Consider the following 24,425-nt stretch of genomic DNA (forward strand, 5'->3'; position numbering starts at 1 on the left):
GGCTTGCTGCGGCTGTGAGAAACGCTGGGACCCGACACCAAATGTGGCTGGATTGCTCTTCGTCCAGCACGATAGCCAGTAAAATTTTCGCGACGATTCCTGGTCGCGGACCATACGGTTTTGCGAGCTCGCCGGGAAAGCCGGCAAATCAGCCCTGTCGGAGCTTTGCCATGTGCCTGCGGCGCCCCGGCAATTCGGTTGGTCCAGCAACCCTGTCTGTCGAGCGTCAGCTCGCGTTGCCCAGGCCTGCGGCGCGCAGGGCGTCAACCAGCCGCTCGGTGAGGTCGGGCGGGTATTTCCGGTCGATGAAGGTCGCGCGCGGGTTGGCGGCGAATTTTGGAAATTGGCCGGTCAACTCATCGAGCAGCTTGCGCGCCTGAGTGTCCCGTCCGGCGATCCTTGCGCCGATCAGCCTGGCGGCAAGATAGTGCGATTTCGTCGCCGTCGTCCTGAGGGCCGAACTGGCGATGGCGGCCTTGTCCGTGTTGCCGAGCATGAGTTCACCGGCGAAAAGTCCGAAATCCCACCATGTCGGATGGCCGCTGGAGGCATCCACCGCCTGGGCCAGGATCGGCGTGCCCTCCGCATAGCGGCCGGCGAAAACAAGCCCGTAGCCATAGGCGGCGGCCATTGCGAGATCGTAGGGATTGAGGTCGTAGGCCTTGCGCATCCAGCGCAGCGCCTCGTCGGCATTGCCGAGACGGGAATTGATATAGCCGTATGAGCGATGCGCATAAGGGCTGGTCGGTCCCATCTGCAAGGCGCGATGGGCGAAAGTCATCGCCTTCTCGATCGTGGCATCCGGCGGATAGGCGTAATGGTCGTTCACGGCCTCAAGATGGAGCGAGGCGAGTTCCGAATAGACCAGCGGCGATTTGGCGCCGTTTTCGGCAAGGGTTTCGAGGCAGCGATAGGCGGCTTGATGGGTCCTGGCATTCTGGTCGAGATAATATTTGTCGTTGAGTATCAGGCATTGCGTCAGGGCGGTCTGAATGCCGCTCTGTTCGACATAGCTGTAGATCGTGCCGGACGCGGGAAGAGCCGAACTCAGTATGCCGGCTATTCGGTTCTCGATGGCGGCCGGTGCACTGTCGGCGGCGGTCAGGTTGCGCGACAAAAGCACCCGTCCGGTCGCCACGTTCTGCAGTTCGATGGTGATGTCGTTCGTATCCGGTCCAGGCAGGATATCGAAGATGAAGCTCGCGGCATTTGCGGCCGGATCGGTGGTGTCGACCGTGTCGCGACCGATGAAGTCGATCGTATCGAAGCCGCTCAGGCCGGCGCGCAGCGATGCGGCGACACGGCTGGCATCCGTGCCGCTGGCCTTGACGGCGATGTAGACGAGCGGCAGGGCCTCGCTGGGCGGTGACGCCGCGACGCCGCCCATCAGGCCCGCGCTCTCGAGCGTGGCTGGAATGTCGCCGCCTGCCAGCAGTGCACCGCTGCCTTGACGCAGGATCAAGACGCCGAGCATGGCGATGACGAGGGCGATCGCCATCCAGAAAAACCTGAGGTGACGCGCCACCGACGGCGCCGGCGCGACGATGGGGGTCGGCAACGCCGCGGGCACTGTGGGAGCCTCGGCGGCGCCGGCTCGCGCTGACGAAGTCGCCACCGTCTCCGCCTGGATGGCGCGTTCGGCCGTTTCCGGCAAGCGGATTGCGTTGAGCTCATAGGCCGGGACATAGCCGCCACGCGGAATGGCGATGCGGAACGGCTCCGCAATGCCTTCATTGGCAAAATATTGCTGCAGCAGGTCGCGCAGCCGGCCTGCCTGAACCCGCACCACCGCGTCGGTCGACGGATCGAAATCGCCGTCCTTGCCGAAGACATCCATGGCAATGGAAAAGCCCTTCAGCCGGTCGGCTTCGCCAGCCTGTTCGCGTTCGACAAGATAACGCAGCAGCTTGCGCGCGCGCTCGGATCTCCCGAACGTTTCGCTGGCAAGCAGTCGCTCCAGTGTCTCGCGCACTGCGGGGGCGGCAGGCGTGGCAGGCTGCAAGTGTCGATCCTCTCGAAGTCGGCACAGGTTAAGACGCGATCATATAAGGCTCGCGCCGCCACACAAGTGTACACCCATTATGCGATCGCGTACCTAACCGGATAATTTTCCGGTGGTTAACGGCCCGGTCGATGTTGCCATGGTCGATGCCGTCAACATCATAGGCCAATCGGGCTAACACCTTGCACGAGCTCGAAAAAATGACGGCGCGAGAGAATTTTTCCAGTCTCTCGCGCCGTCGGCCGATGCTATCGCGTCTTGCGACCGACGATGCGGTTGGCGGCCGACATCACCGCTTCAAGCGACGCGGCGACGATGTTGGTGTTGATGCCGGCGCCGAAGAGCTTGCCGCCGGGATATTCCATCTCGACATACGAGATAGCCGACGCATTCGAGCCGCGCTGCATCGAATGCTCGGAGTAGTCGAGCACCGACATCTCGACGCCGACATGGCGCGACAGCGCATCGACGAAGCCGTCGATCGGGCCAGTGCCGGTGCCGGTGATGGTCATCTCCTTGCCGTTGTCGAGAATGACTGCCTCGACGACGCGCCGGCCCTTGACCACGGTATCGGGATAGGTCTGGTGGTCGAGGAACTTCAGGCGCGCGCCGGGCTGGTCGACATAGGTTTCGAGGAAGCGCTCATAGATGCGCCTGGCCGGCACTTCCTTGCCCTCGGCGTCGGTGATCGCCTGGATCGCCTGGCTGAACTCGATCTGCAGATTGCGCGGCAGGTTGAGGCCGTAGTCGGCTTGCAGCACATAGGCGATGCCGCCCTTGCCCGACTGTGAGTTGATGCGGATGATGGCCTCGTAGCTGCGGCCGACATCGGCGGGATCGATCGGCAGATAAGGGACTTCCCACAGGCTCTTATTGGCCTTCTTCAAGGCCTTCATGCCCTTGTTGATGGCATCCTGGTGCGAGCCGGAAAAGGCGGTGTAGACGAGTTCGCCGACATAGGGGTGGCGCTCGGGAATCTTCAGCTGGTTCGAGTATTCGTAGACGTCCTTCATCCGGTTGATGTCGGAGCAGTCGATGCCCGGATCGACGCCTTGCGTGTACATGTTGAGCGCCAGCGTGACGATGTCGACATTGCCGGTGCGCTCGCCATTGCCGAACAGCGTGCCCTCGACGCGGTCGGCGCCGGCCATCAGGCCGAGTTCGGTGGTGGCGATGCCGGTGCCGCGGTCATTATGCGGATGCAGCGAGATGATCAGGTTTTCCCGGTTATCCAGATTGCGGCACATCCATTCGATGCGGTCGGCATAGATGTTGGGCGTCGACATCTCGACCGTCGACGGCAGGTTGATGATCAGCTTGTTGTCCGGCGTCGGCCGCACGATCTCGGTGACGGCGTTGCAGATTTCGAGTGCTACCTCGAGTTCCGTGCCGGTGAAGCTCTCCGGCGAATATTCGAAGCGGTAGCCGCCGCCCGCCTTGGCCGCCATGTCGGTGATCATCTTGGCGGCGTCGGTGGCGATGCGCTTGATGCCGCCGACGTCCTTCTCGAACACCACCCGGCGCTGCAGCTCACTGGTCGAATTGTAGAAATGCACGATCGGATTGGTGGCGCCCTTGAGCGCCTCGAAGGTGCGCGTGATCAGTTCGGGCCGGCACTGCACCAGCACCTGCAGCGACACGTCGGCGGGGACGTTGCCCTCCTCGATGCACCAGCGGGCAAAGTCGAAGTCGGTCTGCGAGGCTGAGGGGAAACCGATCTCGATCTCCTTGAAGCCCATGTCGAGCAGCAGCGCGAACATGCGCGCCTTGCGCTCGTGGCCCATCGGATCGATCAGCGCCTGGTTGCCGTCGCGCAGGTCGACCGAACACCAAACGGGCGCCTTGTCGATCACTTTCGAGGGCCAGGTCCGGTCGGTGAGGCCGACGGTGGGATAGGGCTGGTATTTGCGGGCGGCGTCCGGCATGCCGCCGGCTTGTTTGTCCGCCGGGGCTTCGCTTGCCCGGATTTCTTCTCGTGCGTTCATCGTCTTGTTCTCCCGGCGGTCCTCGCATCCGCCTCAGGCGGATGGGTGGCGAGTGGCGCCTTTACCAGATTTTCGTTCGCTTTGATGTGACTGCCAATTTGAGACTGGCCAAGGAGCATGCGCTTGCGCGGCGGATCGACCGCCGGGCGCTCCTTCAGCGAACCCGGCGATCGCCGATAAGGCCGAGAAGAAGCAGGGTCGATGCAAGCGCGCGCACGGTCTCGCCGGCAAAGCCGGTCTGACGGGAAGCGGTGGTGGCGCGCGTGTTCATGGTCGCTCTCTTACAGGAGCGGCCCGGGAGAGGCAAGCCGGGCCGGCCGCTGTCGAATATTATCCCTAACGCGGATGCCCTTCCCCGCGCGCCGCAAATGCGCCAGACTTGAACTTCGACGGGGTGCCGTCGACAGGGGGTCGTCCATGAATTTCGTGTTCTTCTCGCCGCATTTCCCCGCCAACGGGGCGGATTTCTGCGACCGGCTGAAGAAGGCCGGCGCCACGGTGCTTGGCATCGGCGACGCACCCTATGATGCGCTGGACGGCAGGCTGAAGGCGGCGCTTTCCGAATATTACCGTGTCGCGGACATGGAAGACTATGATGCGGTGTTCCGGGCGATCGGGCATTTCATCCACAAATGGGGCCGCATCGACCGCTTCGAATCGCTCAACGAGCACTGGCTGGAATTGGAAGCCAACATCCGCACCGACTTCAACATCTACGGCACCAAGCTCGATTTCGTGAAGAACCTGAAGCGCAAGAGCCGCATGCGCGCCTTCTTCCGCAAGAGCGGCGTCGAGACCATCGCGCAGCGCAAATGCTCCGACAGGGCGGGCGCCATGACCTTCATCCGCCGCGTCGGCTATCCCGTGGTGGTGAAGCCGGATTCGGGCTCCGGCGCCTCCAACACGTTCAAGATCTCCAATGCCAAAGAGCTCGATCAATTCTTCCGCGACAAGCCCGAGGACGTGACCTTCGTCATGGAGCAGTTCATCGAGGGGCTGGTGGTGACCTATGACGGGCTGGTCAACCGCGACGGCGAGGTGGTGCTGGCCGCCAGCCATCGTTACGACCAGAGCGTCATGGAGGTGGTCAACAAGGACCGCCATATGAGCTACACCTGCTTTCCGCGCATCAGGCCTGTCGTCGAGGAGGCCGGCCGCAAGATCCTGAAGGCGTTCGACGTGCGCGAGCGCTTCTTCCACATCGAGCTCTTCGAAACCAGGGACGACCGCATCATCGCGCTGGAGGTCAACATGCGCCCGCCCGGTGCCTGGATGACCGATGCGATCAACTACACGTTCGACATCGACGTCTACGCGGCGTGGGCCGACATGGTGGTCAAGGACGCCGCAGGCGGTCCTTACGAGGGCAAATATTTCACCGCCTATGCCAGCCGCAAGCGCCACCTCGACTATTTGCACAGCCATGCGGACGTGCTAGCGGCGCACCGCGACAAGATCGTCCACCATCAGGCCATCGAGAAGGTTTTCAGCCGCGCCATGGGAGACTACGCCTACCAGATGCGCTCGAAGAACCAGGCTGATCTGCGCGAGGCTGTTGCCTATATCCACGCGGAAAAGGGTTGAGGCGATGGACATTTCCTATCACAAGGCTTTTGCCCGCAATCTCGGCCGCGACATGGAATACAAGCGCTACGGCCATGCCGGCCGGCCCGTCGTGGTGTTCCCGACCTCGCAGGGGCGGTTCTACCAGTTCGAGGATTCGGGCGGGGTGGGGGCACTCGCCGAATTCATCGACACCGGCCGTATCCAGCTGTTCACCGTCGACGGCATCGATTCGGAATCCTTCTTCGACAAGCGTGCCGATGCCGCGCACCGCATCGCCCGCCACGAAGCCTATTTCCGCTATGTGCGCGAGGAGGCGCTGCCGGAATTTCTGGAGACCGCCGCGCAAGCCAATGGCGGACGACGGCTGAAACCGCTGTTTTCGGGCTGTTCAATGGGCGGCTACCATTCGTCGAACTTCGTCTTCCGTTTTCCCGAACTCGCCAGCGGCGTCATCTCGCTGTCGGGCGTCTATTCGGCCCGCGATTTCTTCGGCAAGGCGCTCGACGGCGACATTTTCTACAATTCGCCGCTCGACTATCTGCCCGGCATCGTCGATCCGAAGCTTTTGGCCCGGCTGAAGGCGCTCAGGCTGATCTTCTGCTGCGGGCAGGGCGCCTGGGAGGAGCGCATGCTCGTCGAAACGCGCCAGCTGGAACAGATACTGCGCGACAAGTCGATTCCCGCCTGGGTCGACTATTGGGGCGGCGATGTCAGCCATGACTGGCCGTGGTGGCACAAGCAACTGGTCTATTTCTTCGGCCGCTGGCTGGATGATGATCTGATGCACAGATTGGACTGATGGCTTAGCATCAGTCGATGCCGGGAATGGAGGAGGAATGGATGGCTATACCCGATCCGATCCGCCGCTTCGTCGAAGCCACCAATTCGGGCAACAACGAAGCCTTTCTCGACACGTTCACAGCCGACGCCTTCATTAGTGACTGGGGTCGATCCTTCCTGGGACGCGGCGAGATTTCAAGCTGGAACCAGTCGGACAATATCGGCGTCCAGTCCAATCTTCGCATAGTCCGGTTCGAGGGGGACCACGACGTCTGCCGTGTTCGCATGGCGGTCACTGGAAACGGTTTCAACGGCGAAGGCGATATGATGTTCAAGCTCGATGACGGTCGCATCTCGCAGCTGATAATCAGTTGAACGCGTTGGCGGCGATCATCCCTCCTGGCATGCCGGCAGTGGTGTGCCGTCGTGTTGCGGCGCGGATGCGCGGCGCAGGCCGAGGAAGACGATCAGGGCGGTGACGATGGTGATTGCCGCCAGGACGATCAGCAACCTGTCGAACGCCGTCTCGTAGGCCTGGACCAGGACGGTGGCGCCGGCCATGGGCAGGTGCCGCGCTGTCTCACCGATATTGCCCGTCACCAGCAGCTGTGCTGCGGCGGCCGCGTCGCTGGAAGACGCCGCGCTTCGAGCGGTGAGCTGCGCTGCCGTGAAGCCCGACAGAACAGCCATGACGATCGCCAGCGCCACGCCCTCGCAGGCGACGCGGGTGGTGTTGAAGATGCCGACCGCCATGCCGGCGCGCTCCGTCGGCGCGACGCTGACGGCAAGCCCGTCCATCAGCCCCCAGGGCAAGGCGATGCCAATGCCGATCAGCATCAACGGTGCCACAAGCGCGATGGCGACCGATGGTGTCAGGCTCAGCCAGATCAGGCCTGCCGCGGCGACGAGCAGGCCGACGCCGCAAATGGCGGCCGGAGCAATCCAGCGCGCCAACTGGCCGGCGAGCAAGGGCAGGATCAGCAACGGTCCGGAGAGGCAGATCATCAATTGCCCGGCCTTGACCTCGCCCATACCCTCGATGCCGATGAAGCGGATCGGCAAAAGCACGAGCAGGACGACGAAACCGTAGGCGGGCGCCGCCGCCAGGAACTGCACGCCGACGAAGCGCGGATAACGAAACAAGGTGAGGTCCAGCATCGGCCGGCGCGCGCGCCGCTCGACGACGACGAACAGCACGAAACAAAGGACGGCCACGCCCAGAAGCGTGACCACAAGAGGATCGGCCCAGCCGCTCTGTGGCGCCTGCAGCACGCCATAGGTCAGCGAAGCCAGCGCGACGGTGAATGTGCCGGCGCCCGCCCAGTCGAGGCCGGTCGCATCCGGATCACGCGATTCCCTGATGATGCGCAGGCCCAGCAGAGCGGCTGAAATGGCAAGCACGGTGACCAGAAGGAAAATCGAGCGCCAGCCGAACGCGGCGATGAGCAGGCCAGAGGCGATCGGACCGAAAGCGAGGCCGATGCCGAAGCTGGTGCCGAGGAAGGAGAAGGCGCGCAGCCGCGACTGCCCTTCGAATTCCTGGGCAAGGGCCGAGGCGCCGCCGGCGAAGGCCAAGGCACTGCCGAGCCCTTGCGCGGCCCTGAAACTATCGAACCAGACGATGTCGGGCGCCAGCATCGCGCCGAGCGAGGCGACGATGTAGAGGGCAAGGCCGACGAGGAAGATTCGCTTGCGGCCATGATTGTCGGCCAGGGCGCCCGCCGCCATCAGGCTGGCGCCGAAGGTCAGCATGAATGCATTGGTCACCCAGTTGAGCGCGATCGGGCTGCCGCTGAGATCGGCGGCAATGCGGGCAAGCGCGACGGCCGGACCGGTGAAGGTGAGCGGCATCGTCATGGCGGCAAGGCATACCGACAAGAGCACGAGCCATCTCCCGGACAAGCTGCTGGTGATGTTCGAGGTCATGGATTTTCCTACTGAAGCGGTGCGCGCCGGTCCGCCGCGCAATCGCGGTGTCGGCCATGGCTTGCAAGATAGGTCAGCATCAGTTCCGGAAAAATGGTACCAGATATCTCGACATAACGGACTGAAACGCTCGAATTGGAGCAACGCAATGGATCGCCTCAGCGGCCTTCTGGCCTTCGCCCGCACCGCCGAACTCGGCAGCTTCGTCGCCGCTGGCCGGGCGCTCGGCATCTCCGCTTCGGCGGTCGGCAAAAGCGTCGCGCGGCTCGAACAGGATCTCGGCGTGCGGCTCTTGCAGCGCTCCACGCGGCGGATAGGCCTGACCGAGGAGGGCAAGCTGTTCAACGAGCGCGTGCGGCGCATCCTCGACGACATCGACGATGCCGAGGCGATGCTGTCGCGGACACGGGAGACGCCGCGCGGGCGGTTGCGCGTCTCGACGCCGATCGTCACCTACCATCTCTTGCTGCCCGTGCTCTCGGAGTTCATGGCGCGCTATCCCGAGATCGAGCTCGATATCGATTTCAACGACCGGATCGTCGACGTCATCGAGGACGGCATCGACATCGCCATCCGCAGCGGCGCTTTGCCCGATTCACGATTGGTGTCGAGACCCGTTGCTCCCTTTCGCATGCTGCTGTGCGCGGCGCCGTCCTACCTCGACCGCCATGGCATGCCCGGCGTGCCGGCCGATCTCGTCAGGCATTTCGGCATCAATTTCCGCTATCTCAACAGTGGCAGGCTGCTGGAATGGCCGTTCGTCACCGGAAGTGCCGAGCCGTCGATCCGCTCGATGCTGACCTGCAACAACATGGAAGCCTTGAAGGGCGCCACGATCGCCGGCCTGGGCATCGCCTGCATGCCTGATTTCCTGGTGCGCGAGGCGCTGTATGAAGGAAAACTGCGCAGCGTGCTCGACGACCATGTCGATGGCCGTGGCCAGTTCCGGATGCTGTGGCCGTCCAATCGCCATTTGTCGCCGAAAGTGCGCGTTTTCGTCGATTTCCTTCCCGAGCGCCTGGCCGCGACAGCGCGGTAGGCATCGCGCAATGGCAGCGCCCGCTATTGCCTGATGCTTCTGGCCACCAGCCGCGCGACGCTCGGGCCGACCAGCAGCACGATCAGGAAGCGGGCCGATTGCAGCGCCATGACGAAGGAGATGTCGACGTTCTGCGCGGCGGCGGCGATGATGGCGACGCTGTCCATGCCGCCGGGGCTGGTCGCCAGATAGGCGGTCAGCGGGTCGACGCCGGCAAGATGGCTGATGAGGAAGGCAAGGCCGCCGCAAAAGGCGATCAGCGCGACGATCGAAGCGATGATCTGCGGCAGCGCGCGCGCCGCATGGCGCAGGATCGGCCGGGTGAAGTTCAAGCCGATCGACCAGCCAACCATCGCGTAGCTCAACGCCAGCAGCCATTGCGGCAATTGCATTGGCACATCGAGGCCAAGATGGATGACGGTGCCGAAGATGAAGCTGCCGAGGAAGAAGGGCGAGGGCAGCCGGCAAAGCCTGCCGGCCAGGCCGCCGACGATCGCCATGCCGATCGTGGCGGCGAAGGCTTGCGGATCGATCTCGGGGAACCAGACGATGGGCGGAACCTCGATGCCCGAGGTGTCGACCCACATCTTGGCGACGAGGGCCGCCGTCATCGAGACGAAGATGACGCGCAGATACTGCATGAAGGCGACAAGACGCTGGTCGGCGCCAAAGGCACCGGCCATCAGCACCATGGCGGTGGCGGCCCCCGGCGAAGAGCCCCAGACGGCAGTGGTGCCAGGTAGGATGCGCCAGCGGCTGATCAGCCAGCCGAGCAGGCTGGAGGCCGCCACGGTGGCTATCACCACGCCAAGGAAAAGCGGCCATTCGGCAATGAATACGGGAAAGATATCGGCTGAGATCGACGCCGCGACGAGGCAGCCGACAACAGCCTGGGCAGAGCCGAACAACAGGCGCGGCACCCGCACCATGGCGCCGTTTGTGCCGGCGACGATGGCCGCAAGCATCGGCCCGATCAGCAACGCCGCCGGCAGGGCGGCCAGTTCCAGGGCGCCGGCGAACAAAATGGAGATCGCCAGCAGGATCAACCATTGCCAAGACCTGTTCAGACGCGCCATGCGTTCGACGGCGGGCTGGTGGGAAGGTGGCTGCTCGGCCTCGGAATTCATGCTCTGGTCTTAGACCGAGGGGTGAAGAATGCGAACCCAGTAGTGGCAAAAAAGCACGCTGCGCAACGCGTGTTCTGCCAGAGACGCTCCGGTCAGAACTTTCGAACTGGGCCGGGATAGCTGGCGACGACACCGTCCGTCGTCAGCAAGGTAATGCCTTCCACCATTGCCTGGGCAATCAGGATACGATCGAACGGATCCTTGTGGATCGCTGGAAGTCCGTCGACGGTGGCGGCATGCTTGCTGGTGATCGGCAGTTCTTGATAACCGTTGTCCATCAGTCCTCGCCGCAGCAATCGAGGGTCGACCTGGAAGTCAGTTCGCCCAAGTCCTCGCTTGATTGCTACCTCCCAGAGGCTGGCAGCACTGAACAGCAATTCGTTCTCGGAATCCTCGATCTCGGCGAGAGCCGCAAGGGGCAGGCGATCAGGCTCGCCGGCCGCCCAGAGCAGCAAATGCGTATCGAGCAGCAATTTCATGCGCTGTCGCCGAACAGTTTCTCGATTTCCTTCTCGCCCATGCGGTCGAAATCGTCAGGAATTGAAAACTGACCAACCATAAAGCCGACCCGGCGCACCGGTGAGGCCGGCTGATCGACAGGCACGACTTTGACCAGCGGCTTGCCTGCCTTGGCGATAATGAACGGCTCACCCTTTGCTGCCTGATCAACGAGACGCGAAAGGTTGGTCTTCGCATTGTGAATGTTCACGGTCTGCACGGATGCTACCTCATCTGAACTTAGTCCACAGAACTTAGTTCATCTGGAGATTATTGCAAGTGCGAGCGCCTATCAGCTGACCGACTCAGCCGGTCTTGGCTTCGGCCAGTCCAAAGCCGCCGACCGGATGCGTTTCCACCTGGAATTCGAAGCCGGCGATAAAGGGCCTCGCCTTGGCGATTGCTGCCTGTACCTCGGGCAATTGCAGGGAAGCCTTGTGGCTCTCCTGATCGGTCCATACCTCGGTTACCCAGATCGCGTCGGCGTCAGCCGGATCGGTGGCGACGATGTAGCTCAGGCAGCCGGGCAGGGCGCCTGTGCTCTCGCGCAGCACGGTCATGACAGCGTCGCGCTGGCCGCGCGCCGCCCGCATCTTGCCGATCAGTCCGTACATGTCCTCGTCTCCCCCTGGGTTGGCGCGAAAGGAGTGTGTGCGTCCTCAGTATGCCGGTCGCGGCTCAAGGCATCAACTGGCCGCCATTGACCTCGATCACCTGGCCGGTGATGTAGCCGCTCAACAGGTCCGAGGAGAGGAACAGATAGGCGCCGACGCAGTCCTGCGCCGTGCCGGCCCGCCCTTGCGGAATGGTGGCGACCATGCCCTTGATCTGCTCCTCGGTCGAATAGCGTTCGTGGAAGGGAGTGAGGATGGTGCCCGGCGCCACGGCGTTGACGCGGATGCCGAAGCCGATCAGTTCCTTGGCCATGCCGCGCGTCACGTTGGAGACGAAGGCTTTGGCCGAGCCGTAGAGGCCGGCACCGCCGCCCGCGCCGTTGCGCGCGGCGATCGACGAGGTGTTGACGATGAAGCCGCCTTGCTTCTTCAGCCACGGCATCGCCTTGCGCGAGGCGGTCAGCACCGAGCGCGCGTTGAGGTCCATCACCGCGTCGTAATGCGCCTCGGTTTGTTCGGCGTAGGGGATGCGGCCCAGCATGCCGCCGGCGTTGTTGACCAGCCCGTCGAGGCGGCCGAAATGCCGCGCGCTATCCTCGACGACACGTTCGACATCGGCGGCGACGGAAAAATCACCTTGCACGAGAAAGAGCTCGCCGCCGCCGTCGCGAATGGTCTGGCCGAGTTTTTCCGCGGCGTCGCGGCTGGAATTATAGTGCAGCGCCACCTTGCATTTCTGCTCCGCATAGGCGAGCGCGAGCGCCGCGCCGATGCCGGTCGAGGCGCCGGTGACCAGCACCGCCTTGCCGGCGAGATCGGGGATGACAAGACCAGGGGCTGTCTGTGGCACTGCTGTTCCTCCGGGGATTTTCGCTAGTCTTGGCGGGCCTTTGCCACCCTTGCATTCATGTCAGTGCCGCTCAAGGCCTGAGATAGACATAGCCCTGGCTTTGCAGTTCGGCGAGCTTGACGACGCCGCCCTGGTCGGCGGCGTGGAAGCCCGCAAGCAAGTCGGCGAGCGTAATATCCATGCCATGCATGGTGTTGCCGCAAGCGTGCGGGTCGAGGCCCTGCTGGACGAGGCCGGCAAAGCGGCCGGAGATCGCCGCCGATATGCCCTTCGACTTGAAGCTGGCCAGGGCCGGGCCGTGCACGACCAATGCGATATCGACGTTGCCGCCGGTGCCCTCATAGTGGTTCTTGATGTTGCCGAGCACGAAATTGACCTTGTCGAGATCGCTGAGGTGATAGGCGACTTTCAGTCTGGCGGGCTGGGTCGCCGCCTGCGTTGCCTTCAGCCCGACCATCGTTCCGGCTCCGGCGAGAACCGCGTGGAACATGTCACGTCGGCGCATGGCATTCCTCCCTGGCTTGCCGGCTCTCCGTGATTTGCGTGGCCGTGGCCGCAATACTAGCATAAATTGACGTTACGTCCTGTCGATGCGGAGGAGGGATCACATGGCGTTCAGGGGATGGAAGACGCTCGCCGGCGCCGGATTTGGCGCGGTGCTGCTGGGCGCCCTTGCCGGTTCGGCGGTTGCCGACGACACGCTCAAGCTCACCGAACTCAGCCCCAACGGCGCGGACGCCTGTTTCGGCCGGGTCTATGATGCGGCGCACCTCAAGGCCTATCCGAAGCAAAAGGTGGCGCGCATCTTCTTCTACTACGGCCATGATCCGGTCAGCAGGCCCAACGAGGAGCCGCCCGCCAACCAGGACACGTCCTACAATGGTTTTCTCACCACCACGGTGCGCGGCGCCAAGAAGCCGGAATGGGCGAGCAGCTGGTGCAACAAGAGCGATCCGAGCGACCCTTCGAGCGGCATAGGCTGCGGCATGGATTGCGACCGCTCGCTTGCCTCTCTGAAGGTCGACGACAAGGGCAAGCTTCTGATCTCAGGCCTGTCGCCGGACGTCTATCTGGATCCCGATGCGTCGGAGTCGATGAGCAAGGCGGAGTATGCCAGGCAGCAGCTCGGCAGCGGGGACGACAATTTCAAGCTCGACCCGATGCCGGCCGACACCTGCAAGGCGGAGTTCGCGCGCATCGATCCGATCGATCCGGCGCTCGGCGACCCGTTGCGCGTGCGGCTGAAGCCCGACCAGCCGTTCTGCTATGGGCGCGACTATGACGATGCGCATCTGAAGTCGCATCCTAACCAGATGACCCAATCGATCCGCGTTTTCCGCGGCCCGATCGAGCTCGCATCTTTCGCTGCTGACGGTGACAAGGCGAATTGGCCTGATGGTGCCGACATCGCCGTCTCTGTCACCACGCGGCAGAAGGGTGCCAGGGTCACGCAGACCTATTCCTGCCAGGGCGAGGCCGACCAGTGGCGCTGCGCGGCGAGCTCGAAGATGAGCGATTTCTCCTGCGACATCACGCAGAAGGAAATCTTCCTCAAGCGCGGCGCCAACGGCACGATGATGCTTGCCAATCCCAACAGCAGCCTGGCCATCGTCGACCTCTGCTCGAAGGCCGCCCACGGCAAGACGAAGTCGGACGACAAGGTCTATCGACTGCAGGCGATGCCGCAATCGGCGTGTGCGCCATGAGGTCGGGCTTGTATTTTTTGACCTCAAGGGATATATCATTGCTATATCTCATTTGAGGATAGCTTGATGGACAAGGCAAAGGTGTTTTGGTCAGGCCGGTCACAAGCTGTGCGTCTGCCCAAGGAGTTTCGTTTCGAAACGGACGAGGTATCGATCCGCCGCCATGGGCAGACTGTTATCCTGGAGCCGCTGGCCCAGGACTGGGCGTGGCTCGATCAAGTGATCGGACCGGTTGATGGCGATTTTGTCGAGGCAGCGCTGGAACGTCAGGACGGGCAGGGCAGGCCTGACTTGGACGATGTCTTCAAGTGATTTATCTGCTTGATACCAATGCGGTTATCGCCGTCATCAAAGGCGATGCGAGTCTGCTCACGCTTCTGAAACAGCACACGCCGCAGGATTTTGCGCTCTCTGCGATCGTCGTTCATGAACTTTACTACGGTGCTGGAAGGAGCCAGAGACGAGCAGAAAATATGGCTCGCATCGACGCCCTGCAGTTCCCGATGCTTGAATTCGATCGGGAGGATGCGAGGCATGCCGGAGAGATTCGGGCGACGCTAGCGATACGGGGGATGCCAATTGGTCCTTATGATGCGCTGATTGGCGGGCAGGCGCGCGCCAGGAGTCTCATTCTGGTGACCCGCAACGTACGGGAATTCGAGCGTATCGGCGGCCTCTCGATCGAAACGTGGTGATCCGTCTCAAGCAAACGGCACGGCCGTCGTGCCCTTGGGCAGCTTTGCCTCATCATCCGGCTCGACATGGATGGTGACGCGCACCGAGGGGATTTCGGCTTTCAGCGCGTCCTCGATGCGGTCGCAGATGACGTGGCTGGCGCCGACCGACATGTCGGCGTCGACGACCAGATGGAACTCGATGAAGGTGGCGCGGCCGGCGATGCGGGTCTTGAGGTCGTGCACCTCCATGGCGCCCTTGCAGTTGGCCGAGATGATGTCGCGGATGCGCATGTGCTCTGATGTGTCGACGGCACGGTCCATCAGACCGTTCATCGACGAGCCGATGACGTGCCAGCCCTGCCACAGGATGTTGAGCGCGACGATGACGGCCAATGCCGGATCGAGGATCTGCCAGCCGGTCAGGATCGCTCCGACGAGGCCGCCGAAGACGCCGATCGAGGTCACCACGTCGGTCATGATGTGGTTGCCGTCGGCGACCAGCGCCGGGGATTTCTCGGCCCGCCCGGCGCGGATCAGCGTCCAGGCCCAGAACGCGTTGATGGCGGTGGCGACGCCGTTGACGGCGAGGCCTTCCCAGGGCTGTTCGAGCGGCGCCGGCACCTGCCAGGAGCGCCAGACCTCACTCAGGATCAGAAGCGCGGCGACCACGATCAGCACGCCCTCGAGCACGGCCGAGAAATACTCGGCCTTGTGGTGGCCGAAGGGGTGATCCTGGTCGGCCGGCTTGTGGCTGACCTGGATCGCCCAGAAGGCGGCGACCGAGGCAATGACGTTGACGATCGATTCCAGCGCGTCGGAATAGAGCGCGACCGAGCCGGTGAGGTACCAGGCGGCGGCTTTCAGCGCGAGCACGACGAAGGCGATCACGATCGACCAGAAGGCAAGCCTGGCAATCTTTTGCTTCGCTGCGGCTTTCGCCGCGATCGCCATCGTGTTCCCTGCTTCGGCCATGATTGTCAGGCGGCCTTTTCCTTGGCCTTGCGCGGCAGGTGCGCAACGATGTTCTCGATGATGCGCATGCCGGCATTGTGGCCGAGCGTCATGATCGATTCGGGGTGGAACTGCACGGCCGCGATCGGTTCCTTGCGATGCTCGAAGGCCATGATGATGCCATCCTCGGTTTCGGCTGTGACCGTGAAATCATCCGGCAGCCGCACCGGGTCGGCGAAGATCGAGTGGTAGCGGCCGACGGTGACTTCCTTGGGCAGGCCGGAGAAGATGATGCCAGGCTTGGAGACCCGGATGCGCGACGGCTTGCCATGCATGGGGATGTGCAATTGCCTGAGCTCGCCGCCGTAGGCTTCCGCCAGCGCTTGCAGGCCGAGGCAGACGCCGAAGATCGGCAGGTCGCGGGCGCGCGCTTTCTTGATGGTTGCGGCGCAATCGAAATCCTTCGGCGTGCCCGGCCCGGGCGACAGGACGACGAGGTCGGGCTTCAACCGCTCGAACACCTCCTCCGGCACCGGCGAGCGCACGGTCGAGACATTGGCGCCGGTCTGGCGGAAATAGTTGGCCAGCGTGTGGACGAAGGAGTCCTCATGGTCGACCAGGAGGATGTTGACGCCGTCGCCGACGCGCGCGGTGGTGCGCTCCGTGCTGACGGAATTGCCTGCCTTGGCGTCGCGGATGGCGGAGAGCATGGCGGATGCCTTCAGTTCGGTTTCGGCTTCTTCTTCCTCGGGAATGCTGTCGAAAAGCAAGGTGGCGCCGGCGCGCACCTCGGCGATGCCGTCCTTGATGCGGATGGTGCGCAGCGTCAGGCCGGTGTTCATGTCACCGTTGAAGTTGACCATGCCGATGGCGCCGCCGTACCAGGCGCGCGGGCTCTTCTCGTTCTGCTCGATGAAGCGCATGGCCCACAGTTTTGGCGCGCCGGTGACGGTGACCGCCCAGGCATGCGAGAGAAAAGCGTCGAAAGCGTCCATGCCCTCGCGCAGCCGCCCCTCGATGTGGTCGACGGTGTGGATAAGGCGCGAATACATTTCGATCTGGCGGCGGCCGATGACGCGCACCGAGCCTGGATCACAGACCCGCGACTTGTCGTTGCGGTCGACGTCCGAGCACATTGTGAGTTCGGATTCGTCCTTCTTGGAATTGAGCAGCTTGATGATCTGTTCGGAGTCCGAAATGGCATCGTCGCCGCGCTTGATGGTGCCGGAGATTGGGCAGGTCTCGACGCGACGGCCGTTGACACGCACGAACATTTCCGGCGACGCGCCGATCAGGTACTCGTTCTCGCCCAAATTGATGAAGAAGGAATAGGGCGAGGGGTTGATCGACTTCAGCTTGCGCGAGATCTCGGAGGGCTGTGTCTCGCAGCGCTCGTAGAACATCTGGCCGGGCACGACCTCAAACAGATCGCCGCGCTTGAAGGAGTCCATCGCCCGGCGCACCAGGTTGGCGTATTCGCCCGGCTCATGGTCGCCGCGCGGCGGAATGCGGTCGGCGGTCCTGAACGGCTCGGCGATCTGGTCGCGCGGCAGGCCCTCGGTCGAAAAGCCCGCGCCCGCATAGTCGTAGCGGTCGGTCCAGGCCTTGGCCGAATAGTGGTCGACGACCAGGATCTCGTCGGGCAGGAACAGGACGAGGTCGCGCTGACTTTCCTTGCGAACCAGCGTGTGTTCGACGGGATCGAACTGGAAGGCGAGGTCGTAGCCGAAAGCGCCGTAGAGGCCGAGATTGGCGTCCTCGGCGGTCTTGAACAGAGCGGTGACGGCGCGCAATACGGTGAAGACCGAGGGCACGCGGCTACGCTCCTCCTCGGTGAAGACACGGCCGGGCTTGGCGACGTCGAGGCGGATCAGCTTTTTCGTGGTCTCGGCGATCGTGATCTCGGCGAGATCGCCGAGCGTCTTGCCGATGACCGGCAACAGCGCCTCGCCGCGGCTGTTCAGCGCCTCGATGCGCATGGCGCGGCCGCGTGCGGAGATGACCAGCGGCGGATCGATGATGGCGGTATCCCAGCGCGTGTAGCGGCCGGGATATTCATAGTTCGAGGAAAACACGGCGCCACGCCGCGCGTTCAGCCCGTCGACATAGGCGTCGATCGCGCCTTGATACGGCCGGTCGTGGCGCTCGCGGGTGATGGTGATACCACCCTCGGTCACGAAACGCTCGGCGCCGTTGTCCAGAACCTTAATCGTCGTCATTGCCGTCTCCATCAGCTACTTGGGCAACGGACCCGGGAATGGCTTAAAAAACAAATGGCCGCCCGGACATTCCGTTGCGGCCACCTCTCTTTTCACGCGCACGCGTTCGAACAGGCCGCTGTCAGCAGGCCCACCACCAAATGGTCTTGGTCGAACGCATGTTCATGGCGATTCCCTTAGCGGCGATTGCCTGGATCGGCAAGCGGAATCGGGAGGTCCGGCATTGCCGGTTCGCGGCGATCGGTGGGACGGGCGGTTCCCCTACCGTCACCGATATGTCCATAAGTTCTCATATTTGATCAAATTCTTGATCTGAAGCAGCTTCCTTGTTGACAAAAGAACCTGTCTTGTGCCGTTTCAAGCTATCACATGATCAAATGGGTGAAAGAAGGACGGGATCGGAAAATGCAGGAGAACGAGATCGACACCCGTAATGCGCTCGACCTGGCGCGCCGCTTTTCGATGGCTGGCCGGCGTGCGCTGGTCACTGGCGGCAGTGTCAGCATCGGCCGCGAGATCGTCAGGGTCTTCGCCGAGGCGGGTGCCGATGTCGCCATCCATTTCGCCCGCGGCGCCGATGTCGCCTTCGGCCAGCCGGACGCAGCCGAGGAAGCGGTGCGCGAGGTGCGCGGGAGAGGGCGGCGCGGTGTGGCGATCGAGGCGGATTTCGGCCGGGCCGGTGAGGCGGCTCGCTGTGTCGGCGAGGCGACCGGCGCGCTGGGCGGGCTCGATGTGCTGGTCGTCTGCGCCTCGGTTCAGCAGCGGACACCGTTTCTCGATTTGCCCGCCGACGAGATCGAGCGCCAGATCCAGATCAATTTCAGAGCGACCATCGAATTGCTGCAGGCAGCGTTGCCGGGCATGAAGGCCAATGGCTGGGGCCGCGTGCTGACGATCGGAAGCATCAACCAGACGCGGCCCGAATCCGACCTTGCAGTCTATGCCGCGCTGAAGAGCGCGCAGCACAACCTCTCGTTCAACCTTGCCAAGGACTACGCCGCCCACGGCGTGACGATCAACAATCTGTCGCCGGGGCTGGTCGCCACCGAGCGCAATCGCTGGCGTCGTGAGGACGCGGCGAAATGGGCCGAGATTCAGAAGAATTCCGCTCCGATGCAGCGCGCCGGCCAGGCCAGCGAGATGGCCGGCGCGGCGCTGCTCCTGTGCTCCGATGCCGGCAGCTTCATCACCGGGATCGATCTGCAGGCGACAGGGGGACGCCATCTCGGCTGGCAGTAGCTAGCCGGCATAGGCCGGTTCGGGCAAGCCCGCCACGCCAACGTCGAGTGCAAGCAATGCGCCGGCCAGCGGCTGTTGCGCCCGTTCGGCGTCGCTCAACTTCTGCGTTGCGGTGGTCACGTAGAGCGTTGCGAGGCCGTCACCGCCGAAGGCGCAGGAGGTCGGCTGGCTGACCGGCAATGCGACCAGCCGGTCGAGCCTGCCGTCAGGAGCGAACCGCGCCAGCGCGCCACCCTGGTAGCGGGCATTCCACAGGAAACCTTCCGCGTCGATGGTCGCGCCGTCCGGCCGGCCTGGCGCGGCTAGCCCGCTGGCGAACAATGACCATTTGCCGATGTGTCCGTCCATCGGGTCGAAATCCGCGCGCTCGATATCGCCGTTCCTGGTGTCGGCGAAGTAGAGCGTGCGCCCGTCGGGGCTGAAGGCGATGGCGTTGGGCACGGCGATGCGGTCGCGGATCAGCGCGGACGTCCCTGCTTCGTCGACCCGGTAGAGCGCTCCGGACGGATGCAGTCCGTAGTCCCACATGCTGCCACAGATTATGCCGCCGGCCGGATCGCATTTCATGTCGTTCAGCCGGTGCTGCGGCGGTCCGTGCTCCACCGTCGCCAGCAAGGTCAGACCGCCGCTGCCGGGGTCGAAGGCATGGAGGCCGTGGCGCAGCGCAACGACGAGATCGCCATTTGCCCTCGCCACGACCGAACCGGCGACGTCCGGCATTGGCCATGTCGTCACGCGCCCGCTGTGTGGCCGCAGCCTATGCAGGCAGGGACGGCGAAGGTCGACCCAGAACAGTTCGTTGCGCACCGCCACCCAAGTCGGCGATTCGCCCAGTGTGTCTCCGGTGTTCGCGGCGACGTCGACTTGTGTGGCTTCTCTCACTGCAGGCTGATGTCCGGCTTGGGATCGACAGCGATCCTGTCGAGAAGATCATGCTTGGCCTTCTCGATATGCGCCCCCATCAGGACCGCGGCCGAACCGGCATCCTGGCGCTCGATGGCGCGAATGATGTGGCGGTGGTCGTTGATGACGCCGTGGAAGCGCCCCTGGTCATAGCCGTAGCGCTGCCAGATCGCGGCCACCAGCAGCCAGTTGCGGTCGACCATCGACAAGGCGCCAGGATTGCCGGCGGCCTCGTTGATGACACCGTGAAAGATGTTGTTGGCATGAGGAACGGCAAGAAAGTCCTCGCTGGCGACCCTTGCTTCCAGCAGTTCCTCGGCGGCCTTCAGCGCGCGCAGGTGCTCGGGTGTGCGCCGCTCGCTGGCACGGCGAGCCAGCATCGTCTCGATGGCGCTGCGAATATCGAAGAGATCGACCACGAATGACAGATGGACCGTGCGGACGCGTGCGCCGCGATTGGGCTCCAGCACCACCAGGCCGGTGCCGCTGAGCGCCCGCAGGGCCTCCCGCACCGGCATGTGGCTGACGCCGTAGCGGCCGGCCAGCTCGTCGATCCTCAACCGGGCGCCGAATGGGATGACGCCGGAGATGATGTCGTCGCGAAGCAGTTTCTGAACGTCGGGAATCCGCGCCATAGGCCCCCCTTGGCCTGTCGATTTGAGCAAATATTGCTCGCACGACCGCAAAGAGAAGTCAATTTTGCCCTTGCCAAGAGAACATTTGATCAAATATGAAACTTGCCCAGGGATCGCCATGCCGCGCCGGTTGGGAAACACCAATGCCTCTGCCTGCCTCCGTCACCGGGGAATTGAAGGGCCTGTCGCCGTTCTTCGGCTACCAGCGGGCTGACGGCCGCACCGGAATCCGCAATCATCTGCTCATTTTGTGCATTAATGGTCTCGCGCTGCGTGTCAGCGAGCGGATCGCGGCGAGCCTGACGGGTGCGCTGCTGGCGGCGACGAGCAGTGGCCGGGGGCACATCGAGCCGGATCTCAGCCTTCACCTTGATCAACTTGTCGGTCTGGGCCGCAATCCCAACGCCGGCGCGGTGCTGGTCGTGGGGGTCGACGCGGCAACGACCGCGCTGGTCTCGGCGCGAATCTCATCCAGCGGCAAACCCGTCGCAAGCGTCTCATTCGCCGAGCAGCAGGAGGACATGCTGTCGGTTCTCGATCAAGGCATAAGGCGAGGCGCGGCCCTGCTCGGCCAGGCTTCTCGCGCTCGCCGGGAAAGCCTGCCGGGGGCCGGGCTTGTCGTCGGAGTGGAGTGCGGCCATTCCGACGCGACATCCGGCCTGATCAGCAATCCGGTCGTCGGCGCCACCGTCGACCTCCTGGTTGCGCAAGGCGCGACTGTCATAGCCGGCGAGACCGTCGAATGGCTGGGGGCTGAGCACATATTGGCCAGACGGGCGCGCGATGCCGCCGTAGCGCAACAGATCCGCCAGGCGGTGGAACGCAAGGAAAGCTTCGCGGCCGCCTCCGGCCACAGCCTGACCGGCAACAATCCGGGGGAGGAAAACATACGCGGCGGTCTGAGCACGATCGAGGAGAAATCGCTCGGGGCGGTGGCAAAAACCGGAAGCTGCCGCATCGACGGCGTGCTCACCATGGCCGAGCCACCGGCCGCGAGAGGCCTCTATCTGATGGACGGCCCGTCCTTTTCGCCTGAATCCATGACCGGTTTCGCCGCCGCCGGCGCCCAGTTGATGCTGTTCACCACCGGGCCAGGCAACAGCACGGCGAGCGCGCTGGCGCCCACGATCAAGATCACGGCCCGCCGCGAGACTGCCCTCCGGCTGCCGGAGCAGATCGATTTCGACGCCAGCACCGTATCGGAAGGAAGCGAGACGGTGGAAGGCGCCGCTCGCCGGCTGCTTGCGACCATATTGGACGTTGCCGGCGGCACGCTCACCTTCGGCGAGATATTGGGGGAGGGGCTGGAGGTGCCGACCCGCGTGCGAGGATCGCTGTGAGCGCGGTCCTCTCCACGGATGGCAAGACGGCCAATGGCTTCCGGCGGCTGGATGGTGCGTTCGTCTATCTGCGCACCATGGCCCTGTTCGTGCTTGCCTGGTATGTGGGCTCGCTGTTCGTGCCGTCCAAGCTCTTGCTGCCGTCGCCGCTGGCGGTCGCCGTGGCGCTTCGCGATACGGCGCTTAACGGCGAGCTGTTCGGCAACGCGCTGATCAGCCTTGCACGGCTGGCCGCCAGCGTGGTGGGCGCGGCAGCGATCGCGGTGCCCCTTGGGCTGCTGATGGGCCGCAGCCGGCTGTGGAACGACCTGCTCGAGTTGCCGGTCGAGATGCTGCGGCCGATTGCCGGCATCGCCTGGATACCGCTGGCACTCTACCTCTTCGGCATCGGTCACCGCCTGCCACTGTTCATCATGTTCTACACGGCGTTTTTTCCACTGCTCATAGGCACGGCGGCAGGCGCGGCGACCGTCGACAAGCGCCTCATCGCCGCCGCGCGGACCATGGGCCTGTCGTCGCCGCGCATCATGTGGCGCGTCATTGTCCCGGCGGCGCTTCCGGCGATCCTCGTCTCGGCGCGGCTTGCCGTCGCCGCCTCATGGACGGCGGTCGTCGCCGCCGAACTGGTCGGCGCCCCGAACGGGCTCGGCTATGCCATCGAATATTACCGCAGCATGCTTTCCACGCCGACGGTGATGGCTTTCATCGTGACGATCGGCCTGCTCGGCTTCCTCACCGACAAGGGGTTACGACTGCTGTCGCGGGCCCTCACGCCCTGGGCGCGGACCGGAGCGGCGCGATGAGACGAACAGCACTTCGGCTCATCGTACCGGTGCTGCTTCTGGCCGCGTGGCAATTGCTTGCCTCGGGCTCGGCGACGGCGCCACGTCCCAGCAGCGTGGTCGAAGCGGCGGTCGCCCTGGTGCGGGACGGTGATCTTCTCGCCGGACTCGCCACCAGCCTGGGGCGCGTGTTCGCCGGCTTTGCCGTGGCGGCGCTGCTCGCAATTCCGCTCGGCATCGCCATGGGCAGCATGCCCGCCGTCGAACGCAACCTCGACCCGCTGGTGGAGACCTTCCGGCCGATCGCCGCACTCGCCATACTGCCGTTGGTCATCCTGTGGCTGGGGTCCGGCTCGGGCGCGGCCATCGCCATTGTCGCCTATGCCGCTTTCTTTCCGATTCTGATCAACACCATTTCGGGCGTGAAGCGCATCGAGCCGAGCCTGATGCGCGCCGCGCTGACCATGGGGCTGACACCGCTGACGCGGATGCGCGTGGTGCTGTTGCCGGCCGCCTTGCCATCCATCCTCGTCGGCATGCGCATCGGGCTCGGCATCGCCTGGACGGCGATCATCGCGGCGGAACTGGCGGTCGGCGCCAAGTCCGGCAGCAGCGGCGGCATCGGCCAGATGATGTTCGTCTTCTACGCCTACTCGATCGACCTCAACGGCATGGTCGTCTGCATGATCGCGGTCGGCATCGTTGCCTTCGCCCTCGACCGCGCCCTGCGCTGGGCGCTTGCAGTCACCGTACCGTGGAGCCGGATATGAGCGCACCGAAGATCCGCCTCGAAGCCGTCAGCAAATCCTTCGATGCCTCTGTCGTCGTCGAGAAGCTGTCGCTGGATGTCAGGGACGGCGAGTTCCTTGCCATTGTCGGGCCCTCAGGCTGCGGTAAGACGACCGTCCTCAACATGCTCGCCGGCCTGGAAAAGCCGAGTTCGGGCGCAATGACGCTCAACGGCAGGCCGATCGAAGGTCCGGGCGCCGAGCGGGGCGTCATGTTCCAGGACTATGCGCTGTTTCCCTGGCGCACGGTGCGCGGCAATGTCGAGTTCGGGCTGGTCTATGGACCGGCCGGGCAAGCGCTCTCGCCGGCGCAGCGCGCCGAGCGCGTCGAGCGGACCATCGAGATGGTCGGGCTCAAGGGTTCGCAGGACAAATATCCGCATCAGCTTTCGGGCGGCATGCGCCAGCGCGTCGCGCTGGCGCGGCTGATGGCGAGCGAGCCGGAGATCCTGTTGATGGACGAGCCGCTCGCCGCGCTCGACGCACAGACAAGGGTGATCCTGCAGGACGAATTGCTGCGCATCTGGGGGCAGGACCGTCCTGCCAGTGAACGGCGCACGGTCGTCTTCATCACTCACGCCATCGACGAAGCCGTGTTCCTGGCGGACCGCGTGGCGGTGCTGAGCAGCCATCCGGGGCGCCTGAAGCAGATCGTCGACATCGACCTGCCCAGGCCGCGCGGCGACGAAACCCGCCGCTCCGGCGCGTTCGCCAGACTGAGCCAGTCGATCTGGGAACTGATCCGCGAAGAGGCATACCGCGCAACCATGAACTGACACGACAGAACGGAGGAAATGT

Annotated in this window: 25 protein-coding genes; 12 read left to right on the plus strand and 13 right to left on the minus strand. The window is 63.9% G+C overall.

Features of this window, described 5'->3' with window-relative positions; translation table 11 throughout:
* Window positions 1-226 precede the first annotated feature (226 nt).
* Complete coding sequence (locus FJ967_RS23145; protein WP_140734128.1) at window positions 227-2,002, minus strand: hypothetical protein; 1,776 nt, start codon at window positions 2,000-2,002, stop codon at window positions 227-229.
* Between the two features lie 248 nt (window positions 2,003-2,250).
* The gene (gene leuA, locus FJ967_RS23150; RefSeq protein ID WP_140734129.1) at window positions 2,251-3,987 is read right to left on the minus strand and encodes a 2-isopropylmalate synthase; all 1,737 of its coding nucleotides are present in this window, start codon (window positions 3,985-3,987) and stop codon (window positions 2,251-2,253) included.
* Window positions 3,988-4,404: 417 nt separating this feature from the next.
* On the opposite strand from leuA, the gene FJ967_RS23160 reads away from it, so the two are divergent.
* Genes FJ967_RS23160 through FJ967_RS23170 form a run of 3 tightly spaced genes read left to right on the plus strand, consistent with a single transcriptional unit; the run spans window position 4,405 to window position 6,708 of the window.
* Complete coding sequence (locus FJ967_RS23160) at window positions 4,405-5,571, plus strand: ATP-grasp domain-containing protein (protein WP_140734130.1); 1,167 nt, start codon at window positions 4,405-4,407, stop codon at window positions 5,569-5,571.
* Between the two features lie 4 nt (window positions 5,572-5,575).
* Entirely contained in the window at window positions 5,576-6,352 is a 777-nt protein-coding gene (locus tag FJ967_RS23165) for an alpha/beta hydrolase-fold protein (RefSeq protein ID WP_140734131.1), read from the plus strand.
* Window positions 6,353-6,393: 41 nt separating this feature from the next.
* Window positions 6,394-6,708: a nuclear transport factor 2 family protein gene (locus tag FJ967_RS23170; RefSeq protein WP_210243589.1), complete on the plus strand. Its 315-nt coding sequence runs from the start codon at window positions 6,394-6,396 to the stop codon at window positions 6,706-6,708.
* Window positions 6,709-6,723: 15 nt separating this feature from the next.
* On the opposite strand, the gene FJ967_RS23175 is transcribed toward FJ967_RS23170, so the two are convergent.
* Window positions 6,724-8,259 carry an MFS transporter gene (locus FJ967_RS23175; RefSeq protein WP_140734132.1) on the minus strand — a complete coding sequence of 512 codons (1,536 nt, stop codon included), beginning with the start codon at window positions 8,257-8,259 and terminating at the stop codon, window positions 6,724-6,726.
* A gap of 148 nt (window positions 8,260-8,407) precedes the next feature.
* Here FJ967_RS23175 and FJ967_RS23180 point away from each other — a divergent pair, with 148 nt between their 5' ends.
* Window positions 8,408-9,298, plus strand: a complete 891-nt coding sequence (locus FJ967_RS23180) for a LysR family transcriptional regulator (protein WP_140734133.1) — start codon at window positions 8,408-8,410, stop codon at window positions 9,296-9,298.
* 23 nt (window positions 9,299-9,321) lie between these two features.
* Here the strand turns inward: FJ967_RS23180 and FJ967_RS23185 are convergent, their stop codons facing one another.
* The 6 genes from FJ967_RS23185 to FJ967_RS23210 all read right to left on the minus strand — a co-directional run bounded on the left by FJ967_RS23185 (window position 9,322) and on the right by FJ967_RS23210 (window position 12,892).
* Window positions 9,322-10,425, minus strand: a complete 1,104-nt coding sequence (locus FJ967_RS23185; RefSeq protein WP_140734134.1) for an AbrB family transcriptional regulator — start codon at window positions 10,423-10,425, stop codon at window positions 9,322-9,324.
* A gap of 92 nt (window positions 10,426-10,517) precedes the next feature.
* Window positions 10,518-10,904: a type II toxin-antitoxin system VapC family toxin gene (locus tag FJ967_RS23190; protein ID WP_140734135.1), complete on the minus strand. Its 387-nt coding sequence runs from the start codon at window positions 10,902-10,904 to the stop codon at window positions 10,518-10,520.
* The gene (locus FJ967_RS23195; RefSeq protein WP_140734136.1) at window positions 10,901-11,143 is read right to left on the minus strand and encodes a type II toxin-antitoxin system prevent-host-death family antitoxin; all 243 of its coding nucleotides are present in this window, start codon (window positions 11,141-11,143) and stop codon (window positions 10,901-10,903) included. Before FJ967_RS23195 ends, FJ967_RS23190 begins: the two co-directional genes overlap by 4 nt.
* A gap of 85 nt (window positions 11,144-11,228) precedes the next feature.
* The gene (locus tag FJ967_RS23200; RefSeq protein WP_140734137.1) at window positions 11,229-11,537 is read right to left on the minus strand and encodes a putative quinol monooxygenase; all 309 of its coding nucleotides are present in this window, start codon (window positions 11,535-11,537) and stop codon (window positions 11,229-11,231) included.
* 64 nt (window positions 11,538-11,601) lie between these two features.
* The gene (locus FJ967_RS23205) at window positions 11,602-12,387 is read right to left on the minus strand and encodes an SDR family oxidoreductase (RefSeq protein WP_140734138.1); all 786 of its coding nucleotides are present in this window, start codon (window positions 12,385-12,387) and stop codon (window positions 11,602-11,604) included.
* 70 nt (window positions 12,388-12,457) lie between these two features.
* Complete coding sequence (locus tag FJ967_RS23210; protein WP_140734139.1) at window positions 12,458-12,892, minus strand: DsrE family protein; 435 nt, start codon at window positions 12,890-12,892, stop codon at window positions 12,458-12,460.
* Between the two features lie 103 nt (window positions 12,893-12,995).
* Here FJ967_RS23210 and FJ967_RS23215 point away from each other — a divergent pair, with 103 nt between their 5' ends.
* The 3 genes from FJ967_RS23215 (at window position 12,996) to FJ967_RS23225 (ending at window position 14,788) form a co-directional block, all read left to right on the plus strand.
* Window positions 12,996-14,093 carry a hypothetical protein gene (locus FJ967_RS23215; RefSeq protein ID WP_181176111.1) on the plus strand — a complete coding sequence of 366 codons (1,098 nt, stop codon included), beginning with the start codon at window positions 12,996-12,998 and terminating at the stop codon, window positions 14,091-14,093.
* Window positions 14,094-14,159: 66 nt separating this feature from the next.
* Window positions 14,160-14,405, plus strand: a complete 246-nt coding sequence (vapB, locus tag FJ967_RS23220; RefSeq protein ID WP_140734141.1) for a type II toxin-antitoxin system VapB family antitoxin — start codon at window positions 14,160-14,162, stop codon at window positions 14,403-14,405.
* Window positions 14,402-14,788: a type II toxin-antitoxin system VapC family toxin gene (locus tag FJ967_RS23225; RefSeq protein WP_140734142.1), complete on the plus strand. Its 387-nt coding sequence runs from the start codon at window positions 14,402-14,404 to the stop codon at window positions 14,786-14,788. Before vapB ends, FJ967_RS23225 begins: the two co-directional genes overlap by 4 nt.
* 6 nt (window positions 14,789-14,794) lie before the next feature.
* Here FJ967_RS23225 and FJ967_RS23230 read toward each other — a convergent pair whose 3' ends face one another.
* On the minus strand, window positions 14,795-15,742 hold the full coding sequence (locus FJ967_RS23230; RefSeq protein ID WP_140734143.1) for a cation diffusion facilitator family transporter: 948 nt from the start codon (window positions 15,740-15,742) through the stop codon (window positions 14,795-14,797).
* Between the two features lie 5 nt (window positions 15,743-15,747).
* Complete coding sequence (locus FJ967_RS23235; RefSeq protein WP_140734144.1) at window positions 15,748-17,940, minus strand: anthranilate synthase; 2,193 nt, start codon at window positions 17,938-17,940, stop codon at window positions 15,748-15,750.
* A 405-nt stretch (window positions 17,941-18,345) separates the two neighbouring features.
* Here FJ967_RS23235 and FJ967_RS23240 point away from each other — a divergent pair, with 405 nt between their 5' ends.
* Window positions 18,346-19,179, plus strand: a complete 834-nt coding sequence (locus FJ967_RS23240; RefSeq protein ID WP_181176113.1) for an SDR family oxidoreductase — start codon at window positions 18,346-18,348, stop codon at window positions 19,177-19,179.
* On the opposite strand, the gene FJ967_RS23245 is transcribed toward FJ967_RS23240, so the two are convergent.
* Entirely contained in the window at window positions 19,180-20,061 is an 882-nt protein-coding gene (locus FJ967_RS23245; RefSeq protein WP_140734146.1) for an SMP-30/gluconolactonase/LRE family protein, read from the minus strand.
* Complete coding sequence (locus FJ967_RS23250) at window positions 20,058-20,717, minus strand: GntR family transcriptional regulator (protein WP_181176115.1); 660 nt, start codon at window positions 20,715-20,717, stop codon at window positions 20,058-20,060. Before FJ967_RS23250 ends, FJ967_RS23245 begins: the two co-directional genes overlap by 4 nt.
* Before the next feature lie 143 nt (window positions 20,718-20,860).
* On the opposite strand from FJ967_RS23250, the gene FJ967_RS23255 reads away from it, so the two are divergent.
* The 4 genes from FJ967_RS23255 to FJ967_RS23270 are packed head-to-tail and all read left to right on the plus strand — an operon-like array spanning window position 20,861 to window position 24,403.
* Window positions 20,861-22,057, plus strand: a complete 1,197-nt coding sequence (locus tag FJ967_RS23255; protein WP_181176117.1) for a UxaA family hydrolase — start codon at window positions 20,861-20,863, stop codon at window positions 22,055-22,057.
* Entirely contained in the window at window positions 22,054-22,860 is an 807-nt protein-coding gene (locus FJ967_RS23260; protein ID WP_140734149.1) for an ABC transporter permease, read from the plus strand. Before FJ967_RS23255 ends, FJ967_RS23260 begins: the two co-directional genes overlap by 4 nt.
* Window positions 22,857-23,609 (plus strand): ABC transporter permease, encoded by a 753-nt coding sequence (locus FJ967_RS23265; protein WP_140734150.1) that lies wholly within the window; start codon window positions 22,857-22,859, stop codon window positions 23,607-23,609. The genes FJ967_RS23260 and FJ967_RS23265 overlap by 4 nt, the downstream gene beginning before the upstream one ends.
* The gene (locus tag FJ967_RS23270) at window positions 23,606-24,403 is read left to right on the plus strand and encodes an ABC transporter ATP-binding protein (protein WP_140734151.1); all 798 of its coding nucleotides are present in this window, start codon (window positions 23,606-23,608) and stop codon (window positions 24,401-24,403) included. Before FJ967_RS23265 ends, FJ967_RS23270 begins: the two co-directional genes overlap by 4 nt.
* Window positions 24,404-24,425 lie beyond the last annotated feature (22 nt).

Source organism: Mesorhizobium sp. B2-3-4 (genome assembly GCF_006442315.1).
GTDB lineage: Bacteria > Pseudomonadota > Alphaproteobacteria > Rhizobiales > Rhizobiaceae > Mesorhizobium.

Excerpts from the sequence above, each read along its gene's own strand:
- leuA (WP_140734129.1), bottom strand. The coding sequence starts at position 3,987 with ATGAACGCACGAGAAGAAATCCGGGCAAGCGAAGCCCCGGCGGACAAA.
- FJ967_RS23160 (WP_140734130.1), top strand. The coding sequence starts at position 4,405 with ATGAATTTCGTGTTCTTCTCGCCGCATTTCCCCGCCAACGGGGCGGAT.
- FJ967_RS23165 (WP_140734131.1), top strand. The coding sequence starts at position 5,576 with ATGGACATTTCCTATCACAAGGCTTTTGCCCGCAATCTCGGCCGCGAC.
- FJ967_RS23170 (WP_210243589.1), top strand. The coding sequence starts at position 6,394 with ATGGCTATACCCGATCCGATCCGCCGCTTCGTCGAAGCCACCAATTCG.
- FJ967_RS23175 (WP_140734132.1), bottom strand. The coding sequence starts at position 8,259 with ATGACCTCGAACATCACCAGCAGCTTGTCCGGGAGATGGCTCGTGCTC.
- FJ967_RS23180 (WP_140734133.1), top strand. The coding sequence starts at position 8,408 with ATGGATCGCCTCAGCGGCCTTCTGGCCTTCGCCCGCACCGCCGAACTC.
- FJ967_RS23185 (WP_140734134.1), bottom strand. The coding sequence starts at position 10,425 with ATGAATTCCGAGGCCGAGCAGCCACCTTCCCACCAGCCCGCCGTCGAA.
- FJ967_RS23190 (WP_140734135.1), bottom strand. The coding sequence starts at position 10,904 with ATGAAATTGCTGCTCGATACGCATTTGCTGCTCTGGGCGGCCGGCGAG.
- FJ967_RS23200 (WP_140734137.1), bottom strand. The coding sequence starts at position 11,537 with ATGTACGGACTGATCGGCAAGATGCGGGCGGCGCGCGGCCAGCGCGAC.
- FJ967_RS23210 (WP_140734139.1), bottom strand. The coding sequence starts at position 12,892 with ATGCGCCGACGTGACATGTTCCACGCGGTTCTCGCCGGAGCCGGAACG.
- FJ967_RS23215 (WP_181176111.1), top strand. The coding sequence starts at position 12,996 with ATGGCGTTCAGGGGATGGAAGACGCTCGCCGGCGCCGGATTTGGCGCG.
- vapB (WP_140734141.1), top strand. The coding sequence starts at position 14,160 with ATGGACAAGGCAAAGGTGTTTTGGTCAGGCCGGTCACAAGCTGTGCGT.
- FJ967_RS23230 (WP_140734143.1), bottom strand. The coding sequence starts at position 15,742 with ATGGCCGAAGCAGGGAACACGATGGCGATCGCGGCGAAAGCCGCAGCG.
- FJ967_RS23235 (WP_140734144.1), bottom strand. The coding sequence starts at position 17,940 with ATGACGACGATTAAGGTTCTGGACAACGGCGCCGAGCGTTTCGTGACC.
- FJ967_RS23240 (WP_181176113.1), top strand. The coding sequence starts at position 18,346 with ATGCAGGAGAACGAGATCGACACCCGTAATGCGCTCGACCTGGCGCGC.
- FJ967_RS23250 (WP_181176115.1), bottom strand. The coding sequence starts at position 20,717 with ATGGCGCGGATTCCCGACGTTCAGAAACTGCTTCGCGACGACATCATC.
- FJ967_RS23255 (WP_181176117.1), top strand. The coding sequence starts at position 20,861 with ATGCCTCTGCCTGCCTCCGTCACCGGGGAATTGAAGGGCCTGTCGCCG.
- FJ967_RS23265 (WP_140734150.1), top strand. The coding sequence starts at position 22,857 with ATGAGACGAACAGCACTTCGGCTCATCGTACCGGTGCTGCTTCTGGCC.
- FJ967_RS23270 (WP_140734151.1), top strand. The coding sequence starts at position 23,606 with ATGAGCGCACCGAAGATCCGCCTCGAAGCCGTCAGCAAATCCTTCGAT.